Consider the following 16,428-nt stretch of genomic DNA (forward strand, 5'->3'; position numbering starts at 1 on the left):
GATTTAAAATAAAAATTGAATTAACGTTGACGTTTGTTTTGTTCAGTTTTCAAAGATCAATTTTACTGTCTTCTTCTTTGACAGCGACTTTATTAATGTAACATTTTCACTCCGTTGATGTCAACAACTTTTTTTGTTTTTTTCTTTCAAAAAGCGTTTCGTCATCAGCGACGTTTATTAATATACCAAGATATCCATTGACCGTCAATGCTTTTTTATGATTTTTTTCAAAGTTTTTCTGATGGTGTTAAAATCTGTGTATCATTACATTTCTTTTTTCTTTTTGGGATTCAGAATATACTTGATGCATTCAGCATGAGGCGCTATACGAGTAAATAGGTTGAACAGGATTTTATACCTTTCTTCCATGGCACGTTTTACAAGATGATCGATCCTGGAATCCTTCAAGTCAAAAAGAATTTCATCCATTTCCCTTTTTAATAAATATTGAATTTCTTCTTTTTCCTTCTCATGAATTAAAATACCTAACAAAACATTCACCCCTTCAAAAGATTATTTGTAGTTTTTTCCAAGTGGTGGGAAATTATTAAAAAGATTTATGTACGCTGCATATATTTTTTATTAGCCATGCATAAGATGGAATAGGACTTGTCTAATAGGGGGATTTGTATGAATTTTTTTGTGACCTTGAATGGACGAAACATCAAAAAGGTTTTGCTTGTCATTATGATTTCTTTTTTTACTGCTTTGTTTTTTTATAGTGAAAACCTCGGGTATTATCCTGTCTTTTCAACCAAGGCAGGGCCAAAAGCTGTATACCAGGGTGATAAGGGAATTGCGCTTACCTTTAATATCGGCTGGGGTGATGTTCAGGCTGAGCCGATATTGGACACACTAGAAAAATTGAATGTCAAATCCGCCACTTTTTTTCTCTCAGGTGAATGGGCCGAACGCCATCCTGACCTTGTACAGCGGATTGTGAAGCAAGGCTATGAAGTCGGGAGCTTGGGGTATTCCTATGCTGATTATATTGATTTAAAGGATGCCGAAGTCAGGCGTGACATGATGAAATCGCAGGAAGTGTTTAAAAAATTGAATTTGAAGCAGGTCAAATTACTGCGCTCTCCTACGGGGCATTTTGACAAGCGGACCATAAAGATAGCCGATCAATTAGGATTGACCGTCGTCCATTGGAGCATTAATTCCGATGACTGGAAAAGTCCCGGCGTTCAAAACATCGTTCAAAACATCGAAGGCGCGAAGCAAGGCGACATTCTATTATTCCACGCTTCCGACTCCGCTAAACAAACCGCAGTTGCCTTGCCGGATATAATTTCTTATTTAAAGAAAAAAGGTCCATTTGTGTCTGTTTCGGATATGCTTGCAAATGGAAATGTAAAGACCACATTGGTGCCATAAAAAAAGACCCCATGCTATGTTAATGGGATCAATCGCCTTGTCCCCCAATAATCAAGGGGCGACAGGGCTTTTTTTGTTTATATCATCACCGTGCGTTGATGATATGTTTTTACGTTGATTTGTCCGCCCCCTTCTGCTGTTTACCCCGCTCCTCCATTTGCCGCTTTGACTGCTGGTTATATTTTGGCAGAATAAGCAATTGGTATGTATTGCAGGCTAGAAGTGTGAAAAGCATCAAGTATAGCCAACTTTTTTCGTTGACGGTCAGAACAGGGAGCCACTCTAATATTGTAACGACAACCATGAAGAACATCGCTGAAATAAATGTGTTTTTATTCGTTTGCCTCGTCTTTGCCCAAGAAGTGACCAAAGCCGCTGCCATAATGACAATAGCCAGCAGGATATAAGGGACTATGCTCTCCCCTTTATCTGCAAACGCTTTAAATCTGAAGTAAACAAGATCGAATAAAACAAGAAGAATGACAATGACTTGGACGCCATTCCAAAGTGAGCGGAACATTCTAAGACCGAATTGATGTATTGTTAAATAAGCAAAAAAACCCATTTGGCTAATCACACTGAAAGTGAAGCCCACTCCGATCAACCATATCAACACTGAGAAAATCTGACCGATTTCCATTTTGGCAAACAACGGTGCAAATTCACCCCATCTAACGATAAAGCCAATAACTCCAGCTGTTATTCCACCGACCAACAACGTCGTGAAAAACAATTTAATCCAATTTCGGATTGTCACGATGCATATCCCCCAATATTTTTAGAAAAATTCACTCATTTGATTGTACCAACCAAAGTTTGAAAAATCTAGGACTTGCATATGTTGTGCATAAATATTTCACAAAATCCCATATTAACAGTAAGGACAGCTGAAAGGAAAGGAGCTTCTTTATGAAAAAAATGGTCCTCTTGCTCCTCACATTTTCTGTAGTTTTTCTTTCCTCTTGTTCCGGCGGCGGGGGATCCAGCAGCAGTGGACAAATGGATTATGATCAAACAAAAAAAATGGTTGTCGATATACTCAAGTCAGACGATGGAAAAAAAGCGCTTAAAGATGTTATGTCGGATGACAAGATGAAGCAAGAGCTGATAATGGATCAAGGTATTGTGACACATACGATTGAAAAAACTCTCACATCTGATAAGGGTGCGGAATTTTGGAAAAAAGCTTTTGAAGATCCAAAATTCACAGAGGCAATGGCTAAAAGCATGAAAAAGGAAAATGAAAAGCTGTTGAAGGATTTGATGAAGGACCCAGAGTACCAAGGGATGATGATGGATATATTTAAAGATCCCGAATACCAAAAGGTCGTTCTCCAAATTTTGAAAAGCAAGGAATACCGTGAACATTTGCAAAACGTCCTTATGGAAACGGTAGATAGTCCTTTATTCAAAACTAAAATTCAATCGCTGCTGATGAAAGCAGCCGAGGATATGAAGAGCGGCGGCTCACAAGGCCAGCAAGGCGGACAAGGAAACCAGCAGGGTCAGGGCCAGAGTCAAGGCCAATCATCTTCTTCATCTTCTTAAAACACAAAAAGAGGCTATTCCGCCATGGAATAGCCTCTAATACGTTATTTCGATAATACATCAATGACCTTGCCGGCGATATCATGATATATCTTCCCTAGTTGGTGGTCTTCAGCATAGATCGATGGGGCAAAATCATTTTCATCCCAATCAGGCTGTCTTAGCGGAAGCTGTCCAAGAAGTTCTGTTCTCAGCTCTTCTGCAAGCTTTTTACCTCCGCCTTCACCAAACACATATTCACGTTCACCGGTCAACTGACTTTCAAAATAAGACATATTTTCAATGACTCCGATGATTTCATGCTCCGTTCTCAGCGCCATGGCGCCTGCTCTTGCCGCAACAAAAGCAGCTGTAGGGTGCGGAGTCGTCACGATGATTTCCTTGCAGTGCGGAAGCATCGTATGTAAATCGAGTGCTACATCACCAGTTCCTGGAGGCAAGTCCAACAGCAAGTAATCCAGCTCTCCCCACTCCACTTCGGTAAAGAAGTTGTTGAGCATTTTGCCAAGCATCGGCCCTCTCCAGATGACTGGGGCGTTGTCCTCCACAAAGAATCCCATGGAGATGACTTTCACTCCAAAGCGCTCAACAGGGATGATTCTTTCCCCGCGGACAACCGGACGCTTGACGATTCCCATCATATCCGGAACACTGAACCCATAAATATCGGCATCAATCAAACCAACCTTTTTTCCTTGCCGCGCAAGGGAAACGGCTAAATTGACAGAAACCGTGGATTTTCCGACCCCGCCCTTTCCACTTGCGATCGCAATGAAAGTGGTTTTGCTTGCAGGAGAAAGCAGGCCTCCATCCGCCTGACCTGAAAGGCTCTCGCGGTAGCGGTTCAATACTTCTTCAGGCAGTTCCCCAAAACGGATTCCCACTGTTTCGGCGCCTTCATTTTTAAGAATGCCCACAATTTTTTGCTGAATTTGCAGCTGTTCCCCTCCGCCTGTTTTGGCCAAAAGAATCTTGACGCTTACATGCTGCTTCTCTTCTTTAATTTTGATTTCTTCGATTGAATCCAACTCACCGAAGCTCTTATGTAAAAAAGGATCTTGGATATCCTTAAGCAAATCAAATACCTGTTGTTCTGTTAACACCAGCGACACCATCCTTGTATTCGTTTACAATTCCCTTACAGTATAACACATATATTCTATTTCCGAAGGGATGAGGTCTTGATCCGCCATCATTAATTGAATGGCCCTTTTCGTAAAACTGTGCATACACAGCCAATTATAATTAATGGATTGAGAATTAACAAAAGAATAACCCAGCTTTATTTTAAGCTGGGTTCATTTGTAAAATATCTCATAATCCCATTATAGATGGAAGCTGATATTTTTTCTTGGTAGTCGTCTTTTTTTAGTCGGGCCCTTTCAGATGGATTGGAGAGGAATCCAACTTCCACAAGTGCGCCTGGTTTTTTGGCATGCTTCAATATATATACATTATTGATGGCCTTCGCTTCCCGATTTGTATTTTGAAGATTTTTCACCAATTCATCCTGAATGAATTTGGCAACCTTTTGATTTTCTTCGTATTGTGGTGCAAAAAAAGTTTGAGCGCCACTCCATTGTGGAGATGGTATTGAATTGAGATGGATGCTGATAAATAAATCGGCTTTCGATTCATTAATTAATTTAAGCCTTTTTTTCAAATCCTCCGTTTTCCTTCTGCTATAACCTTTCGTATCCTCTGCAGCCAAATCTTGATCCTTTTCCCTCGTCAAAATGACAAGTGCACCTTGTTCCTGCAAATAATCACGCACCTTTAGCGTGACTTTCAAGGAAATATCTTTTTCTAAGGCATCTTGATCGCCCGCACCGCCATCCGGTCCGCCATGTCCTGCATCCAAATAAATAATCTTACCCGATAAAGGCAGATTCCAGGATTTCCAGGAATCATTCTCATATAGCTTAAATTGAAAAAGCAAAAATAAGACTAAGGCGCTGGCGATAAAAATTCCAAGCTTCATCCTTCTTCCCATTCTTTTCCTTCCCTTCCTTGTCTCTCTATGAAAAAGGATATGGGACAAGAAATGAATTTAGAACAAGGATTTTGTCCTGCCTCTTAATGCAGGCGAAGCTTTCTCCTTCTCTCCCCCCTTGTAAAGCCTTCACTCCACCAATACTCGATAAAGCTTTCACACAAAAAATATAATGAATCGTTAAAGATGACTTCATCCCCAAGCTTCCCCCAATACAGCCAAAAGTTGTATAAGGTGTCGATGAGATGCTTCATCTCCTTTTCACATCTTTGCTGGATCTTCTCACTCGATTCCCCTAATGGTGCAAACCTGCTGAATTGCGCTCCAAGAAGGAAAGCTTCTATCGCTACATCATAGCAGCCTTCTTCCAATCCCTGCTGCAGGAACACACCGCCTTGCACACGGATGGCATCAAAGTGCTGCTGTACACTTTTCTTAAGCATTTGTATGGAAAGCTCTTTTAGGAGCTTGCGTTCTGATTTGATTTGTTTTTCTCTTTTCTTAGTTGTAAACGTCGTAATCACGTTCATATTCTCAACCCCTTTGAACGTATTTTTCAACGAACAAAGCGTTATGATGCAAGAATTCCAATCACAATCATTACCAGCCCTGCACTTTGGTGACAGGCACCTTTATTGCACCTTTTGCGGCAAAATAAAAAACCCAGTCGAAATTCGACTGGGTTCTGAGTGTACAACAAGTTGTACAAAAAATTAACGTTTTGAGAACTGAGGCGCGCGGCGTGCACCTTTAAGACCGTATTTTTTACGCTCTTTCATACGTGCATCACGAGTTAATAGACCAGCGCGTTTTAAAGTTCCGCGGAATTCTGGATCAGCTTGCAAAAGAGCACGAGCGATTCCGTGACGGATTGCTCCAGCTTGACCAGTGTATCCACCACCGTTTACGTTAACAAGAACATCGTAGCTGCCAAGAGTTTCAGTAGCAACTAGAGGTTGTTTGATTACTTCACGCAAAGCAGCAAACGGAATGTAGTTTTCAACTTCACGATCATTGATTACGATTTTTCCTTCGCCCGGTACTAAACGTACACGTGCAACAGAACTTTTACGACGACCTGTTCCGATATATTGAACTTGTGCCAAGATATTTCCCTCCTTTAGTGATTATCCGCGAAGTTCGTAAACTTCTGGTTTTTGTGCTTGATGGTTATGTTCTGCACCAGCGAAAACATGTAGTTTTTTATACATTTGACGTCCAAGAGAACCTTTTGGAAGCATGCCTTTGATAGCTAGCTCAAGCATTTTCTCAGAGTAGTTCGTACGCATTTCAAGAGCAGTACGAGATTTTAATCCGCCAGGAAATTGGCTGTGACGGTAATAAATTTTGTCAGTTAATTTCTTACCGGATAGTTCAATTTTAGATGCATTTACGATGATCACGTGATCACCTGTATCTACATGTGGTGTAAATGTTGGTTTGTTTTTACCGCGCAAGATTGAAGCTACTTCACTTGCAAGACGACCTAAAGTTTTACCTTCTGCGTCAACAACATACCATTTACGTTCTACTTCACTTGCTTTTGCCATATACGTAGTACGCATTGTGTTACCTCCTAAATAATGCTGTATTTATTTTAATCACGAATAAGTCTTCCGGGGCTCACCGTGGGGTTAAATACATACCATATGATATAATAACCTGTTTAAAACACAATGTCAACAGGATGTTACACCTGGTTTAGTTGTCATACATCACCTTCCACAAATACAAGCCCTTTGCAGGCGCTGTTTTACCAGCCATGTCGCGATTTTTGCTTTTTAAAATTTTTGGGAATTCTTTTGGATTTAATTTTCCAGCACCTGAATCCAGCAATGTTCCAACGAGGATTCGGACCATGTTGTACAAGAATCCATTGCCGATGAATTGGAATGTATATTCATCCTGGTCCGTCTCCAACACATTGATGGCAGAGATGGTCCGGACCTTATCCTCCACTTCCGTCTTCGCAGAGCAAAAGCTCGTGAAGTCGTGGGTGCCGATCAAAAAGCGTGATGCTTCCTGGACAGCCTCCATATCCAATGGATATGGATAGTGATATACGTAATTCCGGATTAATGGATTCTTTCGTTTACTTAAACTTACCTTATACCGGTATTCTTTTCCCTTTGCTGAAAAACGGGCGTGAAAATCTTCTTCCGCCCTTTCGACGGATTGGATGGCGATATCTTCTGGCAACTGCCCGTTTATCGCCTTCACCCATCGTTCTTCAGGGATATTCAATTCAGAATCAAAATGAATCACTTGCCCCACAGCATGGACACCTGCGTCCGTCCTGCCCGACCCAGTGATTTGCACACAATCCTTTTTATGCATCTTTCCCAATGTTTTCTCAATCTCCCCTTGAACGGTCCTTCCATTCGGCTGGATTTGATAACCGGAAAACTGGGTGCCATCGTAGGCTACGATACACTTATAACGCTGCATGAGATTACCTCCATCAAGACCTGAATATAATGAGCAGCGAAGCCATCAGCGCCAAGTACAGGATGGTGAGTGAATCTGCTCCTGTCCATTTCAAAAGCCTGTATTTTGATCGGCCTTCACCTCCGCGGTAGCCCCTTGCTTCCATGGCAGTTGCCAGTTCTTCCGCCCGTTTGAACGAACTGACGAATAATGGGATCAACAAAGGGATGACCGCCTTGACACGATCTTTGATGGGTCCGCTCGTAAAATCGACTCCCCTCGCCGTTTGTGCCTTCATGATTTTATCCGTTTCATCCATGAGCGTCGGAATGAATCTCAATGAAATGGACATCATGAGTGCAAGCTCATGAACTGGCAGCTTGATCTTTTTGAACGGGTTCAGCAAGCTTTCAAGACCATCCGTAATGGAAATGGGAGAGGTCGTCAACGTCAGCAGCGATGTCACAAAAATAAGCAGCAAAAACCTTAAAGATATGAATATCCCTTGTCTTAGTCCCTCTTCATAAATACGAATGAAACTGAAATGAAAAAGCAGAGCTCCTCCCGTTGTAAAAAAGACATGAAGGAAAAAGGTAAAGATGATCAAAAACAAGATTGGCTTAAGCCCGTTAATGAGAAAGATGACGGGAATCCGCGACATCAGGATCAGGACTAGCGTGAACAACGCCATAATGCCATAGGTTGCCGCATTGTTCGCTAAGAATACGATACATATGAATGCAAACACAAAGATCAGCTTTGCACGCGGATCGAGCTTATGAATAATGGAATCAACAGGGACATAGCGTCCAAAGATCATTTTCTCCATCATTGTTCATCACCTCGTCTTCTCTTCCACTCTGCAATCATTGAGGAAAGTTCGTCGACGGTCAGGCATGTTTCGCCAATCTTCTCGCCCAAATTCTTTTCCAGCATATATTGGAACCTCACGACATCAGGAACATCGAGCCCCAGTTCGAGAAGTTCGTCGGGAACAGAAAATATTTCCCTTGGTGCCCCTTGTTTCCTGACCCTGCCTTTATGCATGATGACGATCTCATCTGCATACGTTGCAGCATCCTCCATACTGTGGGTGACAAGGATGGTTGACAGGCCTTTTTCTTGATGGATTCGATAAAACATATCCATGATTTCTTTTCTGCCTCTCGGGTCCAAGCCTGCAGTCGGTTCGTCCAATACAAGGATATCCGGGTTCATCGCCAATACACCGGCTATCGCAACCCTTCTCATTTGTCCACCAGATAGATCAAATGGCGATTTTGCCAAAATCTCTTCAGAAAGCCCGACCTGTTTGATCAATTCTTTTGCCCGCTGTTTGGCTACCTGTTCAGACACGCCGAAATTCATCGGCCCAAAGCAAATATCCTTTTCAACGGTTTCCTCAAACAATTGATGTTCCGGAAATTGAAAGACGATGCCGACCTTTTGCCTTATTTCCTTTAGATGCTTTTCTTTTTTATCAGCCGAAATCATTCGATCGCCAATCTGGACCGTTCCTTTCGTGGGCTTAAGCAGTGCATTCAAATGCTGCAGCAATGTCGATTTTCCCGAGCCCGTATGGCCGATGATGGCAAGAAAGGTGCCGGAAGGAATCGAAAAGCTTACCTCTTGCAGTGCCAGCCTTTCAAAAGGAGATCCTGCCTGGTACCGATACTCAACTTGATTTAATGAGATATCCATAGGGCATTCACCAACTCTTCTTCTGTTAAATATTGATCGTGAATAGGGATACCTTTTTGCTGGAGGGCTCTCTTCATCTTTATCGCAAACGGAATATCCAGTCCTAAGGATGTCAGCGCTTCCTCAAGCTGAAAAATCTCTTCAGGGACACCTTCCTTGTATACCTGGCCGCGATTCATGACGATGATTCGGTCTGCTTTCGCAGCCTCTTCCAGATCATGCGTGATGGAGATGACCGTCATGTTTGTTTCCTTTTTCAGTTCCCTAATGGTGGAAAGCACTTCTTCACGACCCCTTGGATCGAGCATGGATGTAGCTTCATCCAGGATGATCACCTGCGGCTGCAGAGCGAGTACCCCTGCTATTGCCACACGCTGCTTCTGTCCACCAGAAAGATGGTGCGGCTCTTGATCAAGAAAATCTGCCATTCCGACTTTATCAAGTGCATCTGAAACTCTTTTCACCATTATATCCCTTGGAATGCCATTGTTTTCTAACCCAAAAGCCACATCATCTTGAACTGTAGTGCCCACAAATTGATTATCCGGGTTTTGGAACACCATTCCTATTTGTTTGCGGATTTCCCAGATTGTCTGTTCAGACAAAATTGTATCAGAGACTGAAACTTGTCCTTTTTCCGGAAAATGCAATCCATTAAGCATTTTAGCCAATGTTGATTTACCTGATCCATTATGGCCGACAATGGCAAGCCATTCGCCTTCCATTACATCAAAGGATATGTCATCCAACGCAAATTGATCTTGGCCATGGTATCGAAAAGATACTCCCTGAATCTGAATCAGTTTCCTTCCCATAAGCTGTCCTCCTCTAGCCTCAACTTTGCTCCCTATTCTATGCTCATTTAAAAAAGGTCTATAAATAGAAAAAAGCCTGCACCTCCATCCAAAGAAAAGGAACCTTTTCCCTGCTCATTACATGAACTCCTCTATGAATAAAGGAGGAAGGAGGCGCATGAGCTAAACGAGACACTTTTTCAAATCTCTCAAAACATAAAGCGCTCATCATAACGCTCGTTAAGCTTTAGAACTCTATTACCAAGCATTTAGCAAAAAAGGGCAAGAAAGCAGTTATCCAACTAACTGTCCTGCCCTTTGTTTGTCATAGCTATTAAACTAACTCGATGATCACCATTGGAGCACCGTCACCGCGGCGAGGACCCATTTTCATGATACGAGTGTATCCACCTTGACGCTCAGCATAACGTGGAGCGATATCAGCGAATAATTTTTGTAGTGCATCTTGGTTTGTTTCAGCGTTAGCTACTTCGTTACGGATGAAAGCACCAGCTTGACGGCGTGCATGCAAATCACCACGTTTACCAAGAGTAATCATTTTTTCAACAACTGAACGCAATTCTTTCGCACGAGTTTCAGTCGTTTCGATACGCTCGCTGATGATAAGGTCAGTTGCTAAGTCACGTAACATCGCTTTACGTTGAGCGCTTGTACGTCCTAACTTTCTGTATGCCATGAAGTTTCCCTCCTTTGTTGAAGTTATCTCTATTGAAATAAATTAATTTTTTTATCAGTCGTCTTTGCGCAAGCCTAAACCTAGTTCTTCTAACTTAGCCTTGACTTCTTCCAAAGATTTACGACCTAAGTTGCGCACCTTCATCATATCTTCTTCGGTTTTATTAGCCAACTCCTGTACTGTGTTGATGCCAGCACGCTTCAAGCAGTTGTAAGAACGAACGGAAAGGTCCAATTCCTCGATCGTCATCTCAAGGACTTTTTCTTTCTGGTCTTCTTCTTTTTCAACCATGATTTCAGCATTTTGAGCTTCGTCTGTTAAACCGACAAAAATATTTAAGTGCTCAGTTAAAATCTTAGCGCCTAAGGAAATCGCTTCTTTCGGACCGATACTACCGTCTGTCCATACATCCAACGAAAGTTTATCATAATTCGTCATTTGGCCGACACGTGTATTTTCTACTTGGTAGTTTACACGTGATACCGGGGTATAGATCGAATCGATAGGAATCACACCGATAGGAAGGTCCTCACGCTTGTTTTGATCGGCTGGAGTATACCCGCGACCACGTTTTGCATTAAGACGCATACGGAAGTTTGCATTTTTACCAAGAGTCGCGATGTGTAAATCTGGGTTTAAGATTTCTACATCACTATCATGAGTAATGTCAGCTGCAGTGACAACTCCCTCACCCTGTACGTCAATCTCAAGCGTCTTTTCTTCATCAGAATAAATCTTAAGGGCAAGCTTTTTAATATTCAAGATAATGGATGTTACATCCTCAACGACGCCTTCAATTGTTGAAAACTCATGCAGTACTCCATCGATTTGGATAGAAGTGACAGCGGCACCAGGGAGTGAAGATAATAGGATACGACGTAAGGAGTTACCCAAAGTTGTACCATATCCACGCTCAAGTGGCTCTACGACAAACTTACCAAAATTGGCATCATCGCTGATCTCAACCGTTTCAATTTTTGGTTTTTCAATTTCGATCATTCAAATATACCCTCCTTCAAAACGTCGAAACCCCGGTTCGATTCATCTTACCGAAATTCCCCCATGTTTACGTTCCCGATTGTGCACAACAACTGGATTCATCATTTCTGTATGAACGAAACATCATATAATACCCCATTATAGACAGGGATACTCGAATTTATACAGAAAAATTAAACACGGCGACGTTTTGGTGGACGGCATCCGTTATGAGGAACTGGAGTAACGTCTTTAATAGCAGTTACATCAAGACCAGCAGCTTGAAGCGCACGGATAGCAGCTTCACGACCTGCTCCAGGACCTTTAACTGTTACTTCTAAAGTTTTCAAACCGTGTTCGATAGAAGTCTTTGCTGCCGTTTCTGCTGCCATTTGAGCTGCGAAAGGAGTGGATTTACGAGAACCTCTGAATCCAAGCGCACCTGCAGATGACCAAGAAATAGCATTTCCATGAACATCAGTGATTGTTACGATTGTATTGTTAAATGTTGAACGAATGTGTGCAATACCAGCTTCGATATTCTTTTTCACACGACGTTTACGAGTGTTTTGTTTACGTGCCATTTTAAGAAGCAACCTCCTTTACTAATTATTTTTTCTTGTTCGCTACAGTCTTACGAGGACCTTTACGAGTACGTGCATTGTTCTTCGTGTTTTGTCCGCGAACAGGCAAGCCACGGCGATGACGAAGTCCACGGTAGCTTCCGATCTCCATTAGACGCTTAATGTTAAGTGAAACTTCACGACGAAGGTCACCTTCAACTTTAAGCTTATCAATTACATCACGGATTTTACCTAATTCTTCATCAGTTAAATCGCGAACGCGTGTATTCTCGGATACACCAGCTTCCGCAAGTACTTTTTGAGCTGTATTTTTTCCAATACCAAAGATGTAAGTCAATGAAATGACTACACGTTTATCACGTGGAATATCCACACCAGCAATACGTGCCATTGTATAAGCGCACCTCCTTCTATATTAGCCTTGTTTTTGTTTATGTTTAGGATTTTCACAGATAACCATTACTTTGCCTTTTCTGCGGATAACTTTACATTTTTCACAGATTGGCTTGACTGATGGTCTTACTTTCATCTTGTTCTAACCTCCTTAATAGTACGGAGTGCATAAGATTATTTATATCGATACGTAATTCTACCACGAGTAAGATCATATGGAGAAAGCTCTACTGTAACTTTATCACCTGGTAAAATACGAATGAAATGCATTCGGATCTTACCGGAGACATGAGCCAATACAGTATGACCATTCTCTAATTCTACCTTAAACATCGCGTTCGGCAAAGTTTCAACAACTGTGCCTTCTACTTCAATAACATCGTCTTTCGCCATCGAACTCTACTCCCTTCTTCCCATCTTCAAGGACCTCATTCATAAATTTCGCTATCGCAAATCGCAGTTTGCCATTCGTGACGCGCCCGGTCTCATGAATACTGCTTTGAACTTCTGGAGAAACATAGTCGTATAATTCCAGATGTTGAATGTTCTTCTTTTTTGGACGATCATGTTTGCGTTTGTCTCCATCCGCCAACAATACGAATCGATCATCCACACGATGAACAACTATCGCAATTTGCCCTGCATCTCGTCCCTTTTTAATTATGGCTATCTGCCCTATAAGGGGAGTCGAATCAGACTCGTTCAACACTATCACCTTCACTTAGGCTTTCGTTAGAATTTCATAACCTGTTTCTGTTATGGCAATGGTGTGTTCAAAATGTGCACACATTTTCCCATCCACTGTCACAACCGTCCAGTTATCAGCCAATGTATTTACATAACGGCTGCCTGCATTCACCATCGGTTCAATCGCAAGCACCATTCCAGGCTTCAAGCGAGGACCTTTGTTTGGTGGTCCAAAATGAGGAATTTGAGGCTCCTCATGTAAGTCTTGACCAACACCGTGTCCGACATACTCACGTACGATAGAAAAGCCATTTGCTTCAACATATGTTTGGATCGCGTTGGAGATGTTCGAAAGGCGTTCGCCTGGCTTAGCTTCATTCAAGCCCAGATAGAGAGACTCCTCTGTAACATCTAGCAGCCTTTGGGTTTCTTCATTTATATCACCGACAGGATATGTCCATGCCGAATCACCATGATAGCCTTTATATTTAGCACCGATATCGATGCTGATAATGTCGCCATCTTTCAATGTCCGGTCACCGGGTATCCCGTGGACTAACTCGTAATTGACTGAAGCGCAAATACTGCCACGAAACCCATTATAACCTTTAAAAGATGGAATTGCATTATGTTCGCTTATAATTTTTTCAGCAATTACATCCAATTGCTTGGTCGTAATCCCTGGAACTATATGCTTTTGCAACTCCTGATGGGTGATCGCCACAATGCTGCCTGCTTCTTTCATGATTTCAATTTCACGAGGGGTCTTGCAAATGATCATCGAGGCAGGCCTCCAAGTAATTCGTCGATATCGGCGAATACTTTGTTGATATCCTGCTGTCCATTGATATTGCGCAAGTAGCCTTTCTCGCTGTAAAAATCAAGAAGCGGCTTTGTTTGCTTCATATTTACTTCCAAACGATTTTGTACCGTCTCGGCATTATCATCAGCCCGTTGGTATAGCTCTCCGCCACATCGGTCGCAGACTCCTTCTTCCTTCGGTGGATTGAATACCAAATGATAAGTTGCTCCACAATCCTTGCAGATTCGGCGCCCTGTCAGACGTTCCATTAATATATCTTGATCTACTTCAATATTAATGACAAAATCCATTTTCTTGTCTAAATCACCAAGGATATTTTCAAGCGCATCAGCTTGGGCAACTGTACGCGGGAAACCGTCAAGAAGGAATCCTTTGTAGCAATCATCCTTGCCTAATCGCTCGCGGACGATTCCGATCGTTACTTCATCAGGAACCAGTTCGCCTTTATCCATGAAAGATTTAGCTTTTAATCCAAGTTCCGTACTATCCTTGATAGCAGCACGAAACATATCTCCGGTTGAGATATGAGGGATTTCATATTTTGCTACGATTTTGTCGGCTTGAGTACCTTTACCAGCACCCGGAAGCCCCATTAGTACCAAGTTCACTCGTATTTCCCCCTCAGTATCTAAATCCGGTTTCAGGAACAACAGTGTGTTCCTAAAACCTCAAGCATTATTTTATAAAGCCTTTATAGTGACGTTTCACTAATTGAGACTCAAGTTGTTTCATTGTTTCAAGCGCAACACCGACAACGATCAGTAAGCTTGTTCCGCCGATTTGTGCAGTAGTTGGCAACCCTGCAAACTTGACGAATAGTACTGGAAGTATCGCGATCAACGCTAGAAAGATTGATCCGCTGAATGTCAGACGGTAAAGAACTCGAGTCAAGTACTCTTGTGTGTTTTTACCAGGTCGGATTCCAGGGATATATCCACCTTGCTTTTTCAAATTCTCTGCTACCTGTTCAGGATTGACCTGAATGAATGCATAGAAATATGTGAAAGCGATGATTAGTGCCACATAGATAAGCATCCCGACTGGCTTCGTATAATCGAAGATCCATTCAATCGTCGTCGTTACATCATTTTGGCCGAAGAATGTCGCAATGGTTCTTGGCGTGACAATGAATGAAACGGCAAAGATTACCGGGATTACTCCAGCTGCATTAACCTTTAACGGCAGATGTGTTGATTGCCCGCCAACAGGACTGCGTCCGACAATGCGTTTTGCATATTGAATCGGAATTTTACGCAATGCTTGCTGGAAGAAGATTACACCGACTACAATCGCAATGACAGCGAGAACGATAAGCAAAAGGATCACAATGTGCAAGAACAATTGCTGCCCTGCTCCTTCAATCTGCTGTGCATATACCTGATTGGCTGCTGTCGGAATCCTAGCCACGATCCCGGCAAAGATCAAGATAGAAATTCCGTTTCCAACACCTTTGGAAGTGATTTGTTCACCAAGCCACATTAAAAAGGATGTACCAGCTGTTAATACAAGAGCGATTAACAAGTACGTTCCGATTCCAGGGTCTTTGATCAACATACCGCCAGCCAAATTATTGAAGCCATAGGACATGCCTAGCGCTTCGATAAAACCAAGAATAATTGTGAAATAGCGGGTAAACTGAGCTAATTTGCGGCGGCCGACTTCACCTTGCTTCGACCATTCAGTAAACTTAGGAACAACGTCCATCTGCAGCAACTGAACGATGATCGAAGCAGTGATGTAAGGCATGATCCCCATCGCAAAGATGGAGAAGTTCTTTAATGCTCCACCGCCAAACGTATTCAGAAATCCGAATAGCCCAGATTGATCTTGCATTTTCAATATTTCGGCATCCACATGTGGAACGGGGATGAAAACCCCGATGCGGAATACAATCAACATTAGTAAGGTGAAGAATATCTTCTTTCTTATATCACCCACGCGCATAAAATTGGAGATTGTCTGAAACATTAAATCACCTCAGTTTTACCGCCAGCAGCTTCGATAGCTTCTTTTGCAGCAGAGGAGAATTTATGAGCTTTAACTGTAAGCTTTTTCTCGACTTTACCGTTGGCAAGAATTTTGATTCCTGCTTTTTCTTTGCTTACAACACCCGTTTCGATAAGAAGTTCTGGAGTAACTTCTGTACCTTCTTCAAAACGATTTAATGCATCAAGGTTAATGATCGCATAATCTTTACGGTTGATGTTCGTGAATCCACGTTTAGGCAAACGTTGGAATAAAGGCGTTTGACCACCTTCGAAACCAGGACGAACCCCACCGCCTGAACGGGAGTTTTGACCTTTTTGGCCTCGGCCGGAAGTTTTTCCGTTGCCTGAACCAGTACCACGACCAACACGATTTCGTTCTTTACGAGAACCTTCTGCAGGTTTTAATTCATGTAGTTTCATTGTTGGCACCTCCTT

At 42.2% G+C, this 16,428-nt stretch carries 24 protein-coding genes; 2 read left to right on the forward strand and 22 right to left on the reverse strand.

The features are described 5' to 3' along the window. Positions 1–264 precede the first annotated feature (264 nt). Positions 265–492, reverse strand: a complete 228-nt coding sequence (locus D9X91_RS19900) for a hypothetical protein (protein WP_121682409.1) — start codon at positions 490–492, stop codon at positions 265–267. A 138-nt stretch (positions 493–630) separates the two neighbouring features. Between D9X91_RS19900 and D9X91_RS19905 the strand changes: the two genes are divergently transcribed. Then, the gene (locus tag D9X91_RS19905) at positions 631–1,380 is read left to right on the forward strand and encodes a polysaccharide deacetylase family protein (RefSeq protein ID WP_121682410.1); all 750 of its coding nucleotides are present in this window, start codon (positions 631–633) and stop codon (positions 1,378–1,380) included. 109 nt (positions 1,381–1,489) lie between these two features. Here D9X91_RS19905 and D9X91_RS19910 read toward each other — a convergent pair whose 3' ends face one another. Beyond that, positions 1,490–2,137, reverse strand: a complete 648-nt coding sequence (locus D9X91_RS19910; protein WP_121682411.1) for a KinB-signaling pathway activation protein — start codon at positions 2,135–2,137, stop codon at positions 1,490–1,492. A 152-nt stretch (positions 2,138–2,289) separates the two neighbouring features. Here D9X91_RS19910 and gerD point away from each other — a divergent pair, with 152 nt between their 5' ends. Then, positions 2,290–2,928 (forward strand): spore germination lipoprotein GerD, encoded by a 639-nt coding sequence (gene gerD, locus D9X91_RS19915; protein ID WP_121682412.1) that lies wholly within the window; start codon positions 2,290–2,292, stop codon positions 2,926–2,928. A gap of 44 nt (positions 2,929–2,972) precedes the next feature. Here the strand turns inward: gerD and D9X91_RS19920 are convergent, their stop codons facing one another. The 20 genes from D9X91_RS19920 to rplO all read right to left on the reverse strand — a co-directional run bounded on the left by D9X91_RS19920 (position 2,973) and on the right by rplO (position 16,413). Continuing rightward, entirely contained in the window at positions 2,973–4,031 is a 1,059-nt protein-coding gene (locus D9X91_RS19920) for an Mrp/NBP35 family ATP-binding protein (protein WP_121682413.1), read from the reverse strand. Between the two features lie 179 nt (positions 4,032–4,210). Continuing rightward, positions 4,211–4,921 (reverse strand): N-acetylmuramoyl-L-alanine amidase CwlD, encoded by a 711-nt coding sequence (gene cwlD / locus D9X91_RS19925; RefSeq protein WP_121682414.1) that lies wholly within the window; start codon positions 4,919–4,921, stop codon positions 4,211–4,213. Between the two features lie 83 nt (positions 4,922–5,004). Beyond that, entirely contained in the window at positions 5,005–5,451 is a 447-nt protein-coding gene (locus tag D9X91_RS19930; protein ID WP_121682415.1) for a YbaK family protein, read from the reverse strand. A 183-nt stretch (positions 5,452–5,634) separates the two neighbouring features. Continuing rightward, complete coding sequence (rpsI, locus tag D9X91_RS19935; RefSeq protein ID WP_121682416.1) at positions 5,635–6,027, reverse strand: 30S ribosomal protein S9; 393 nt, start codon at positions 6,025–6,027, stop codon at positions 5,635–5,637. Positions 6,028–6,048: 21 nt separating this feature from the next. After that, a complete protein-coding gene (rplM, locus tag D9X91_RS19940) occupies positions 6,049–6,486 on the reverse strand; it encodes a 50S ribosomal protein L13 (RefSeq protein WP_121682417.1) in 438 nt (145 codons plus the stop codon). Between the two features lie 136 nt (positions 6,487–6,622). Further along, entirely contained in the window at positions 6,623–7,369 is a 747-nt protein-coding gene (gene truA / locus D9X91_RS19945) for a tRNA pseudouridine(38-40) synthase TruA (RefSeq protein WP_121682418.1), read from the reverse strand. 13 nt (positions 7,370–7,382) lie between these two features. After that, a complete protein-coding gene (locus D9X91_RS19950) occupies positions 7,383–8,180 on the reverse strand; it encodes an energy-coupling factor transporter transmembrane component T family protein (RefSeq protein ID WP_121682419.1) in 798 nt (265 codons plus the stop codon). Next, a complete protein-coding gene (locus D9X91_RS19955) occupies positions 8,177–9,049 on the reverse strand; it encodes an energy-coupling factor ABC transporter ATP-binding protein (RefSeq protein ID WP_121682420.1) in 873 nt (290 codons plus the stop codon). The genes D9X91_RS19950 and D9X91_RS19955 overlap by 4 nt, the downstream gene beginning before the upstream one ends. Beyond that, a complete protein-coding gene (locus D9X91_RS19960) occupies positions 9,034–9,864 on the reverse strand; it encodes an energy-coupling factor ABC transporter ATP-binding protein (RefSeq protein ID WP_121682421.1) in 831 nt (276 codons plus the stop codon). The genes D9X91_RS19955 and D9X91_RS19960 overlap by 16 nt, the downstream gene beginning before the upstream one ends. 313 nt (positions 9,865–10,177) lie before the next feature. Beyond that, positions 10,178–10,540: a 50S ribosomal protein L17 gene (gene rplQ / locus D9X91_RS19965; protein ID WP_121682422.1), complete on the reverse strand. Its 363-nt coding sequence runs from the start codon at positions 10,538–10,540 to the stop codon at positions 10,178–10,180. Between the two features lie 54 nt (positions 10,541–10,594). Next, positions 10,595–11,539 carry a DNA-directed RNA polymerase subunit alpha gene (locus D9X91_RS19970; RefSeq protein WP_121682423.1) on the reverse strand — a complete coding sequence of 315 codons (945 nt, stop codon included), beginning with the start codon at positions 11,537–11,539 and terminating at the stop codon, positions 10,595–10,597. A gap of 173 nt (positions 11,540–11,712) precedes the next feature. Then, on the reverse strand, positions 11,713–12,102 hold the full coding sequence (rpsK, locus tag D9X91_RS19975; RefSeq protein ID WP_121682424.1) for a 30S ribosomal protein S11: 390 nt from the start codon (positions 12,100–12,102) through the stop codon (positions 11,713–11,715). Positions 12,103–12,127: 25 nt separating this feature from the next. Then, complete coding sequence (gene rpsM, locus D9X91_RS19980) at positions 12,128–12,493, reverse strand: 30S ribosomal protein S13 (protein WP_121682425.1); 366 nt, start codon at positions 12,491–12,493, stop codon at positions 12,128–12,130. A 24-nt stretch (positions 12,494–12,517) separates the two neighbouring features. Beyond that, complete coding sequence (rpmJ, locus tag D9X91_RS19985; RefSeq protein ID WP_003156543.1) at positions 12,518–12,631, reverse strand: 50S ribosomal protein L36; 114 nt, start codon at positions 12,629–12,631, stop codon at positions 12,518–12,520. 38 nt (positions 12,632–12,669) lie between these two features. Continuing rightward, positions 12,670–12,888 carry a translation initiation factor IF-1 gene (infA, locus tag D9X91_RS19990; RefSeq protein ID WP_003178377.1) on the reverse strand — a complete coding sequence of 73 codons (219 nt, stop codon included), beginning with the start codon at positions 12,886–12,888 and terminating at the stop codon, positions 12,670–12,672. Continuing rightward, positions 12,866–13,201, reverse strand: a complete 336-nt coding sequence (locus D9X91_RS19995; RefSeq protein ID WP_121682426.1) for a KOW domain-containing RNA-binding protein — start codon at positions 13,199–13,201, stop codon at positions 12,866–12,868. Before D9X91_RS19995 ends, infA begins: the two co-directional genes overlap by 23 nt. Positions 13,202–13,216: 15 nt before the next feature. Then, the gene (map, locus tag D9X91_RS20000; protein ID WP_121682427.1) at positions 13,217–13,963 is read right to left on the reverse strand and encodes a type I methionyl aminopeptidase; all 747 of its coding nucleotides are present in this window, start codon (positions 13,961–13,963) and stop codon (positions 13,217–13,219) included. Further along, the gene (locus D9X91_RS20005) at positions 13,960–14,613 is read right to left on the reverse strand and encodes an adenylate kinase (protein ID WP_121682428.1); all 654 of its coding nucleotides are present in this window, start codon (positions 14,611–14,613) and stop codon (positions 13,960–13,962) included. Before D9X91_RS20005 ends, map begins: the two co-directional genes overlap by 4 nt. Before the next feature lie 67 nt (positions 14,614–14,680). Continuing rightward, complete coding sequence (gene secY / locus D9X91_RS20010) at positions 14,681–15,973, reverse strand: preprotein translocase subunit SecY (RefSeq protein ID WP_121682429.1); 1,293 nt, start codon at positions 15,971–15,973, stop codon at positions 14,681–14,683. After that, a complete protein-coding gene (gene rplO, locus D9X91_RS20015) occupies positions 15,973–16,413 on the reverse strand; it encodes a 50S ribosomal protein L15 (RefSeq protein WP_121682430.1) in 441 nt (146 codons plus the stop codon). The genes secY and rplO overlap by 1 nt, the downstream gene beginning before the upstream one ends. Positions 16,414–16,428: the final 15 nt, after the last annotated feature.

Origin of the sequence: Falsibacillus albus (assembly GCF_003668575.1) — a bacterium.
In the GTDB taxonomy this organism is placed as follows: domain Bacteria; phylum Bacillota; class Bacilli; order Bacillales; family DSM-25281; genus Falsibacillus; species Falsibacillus albus.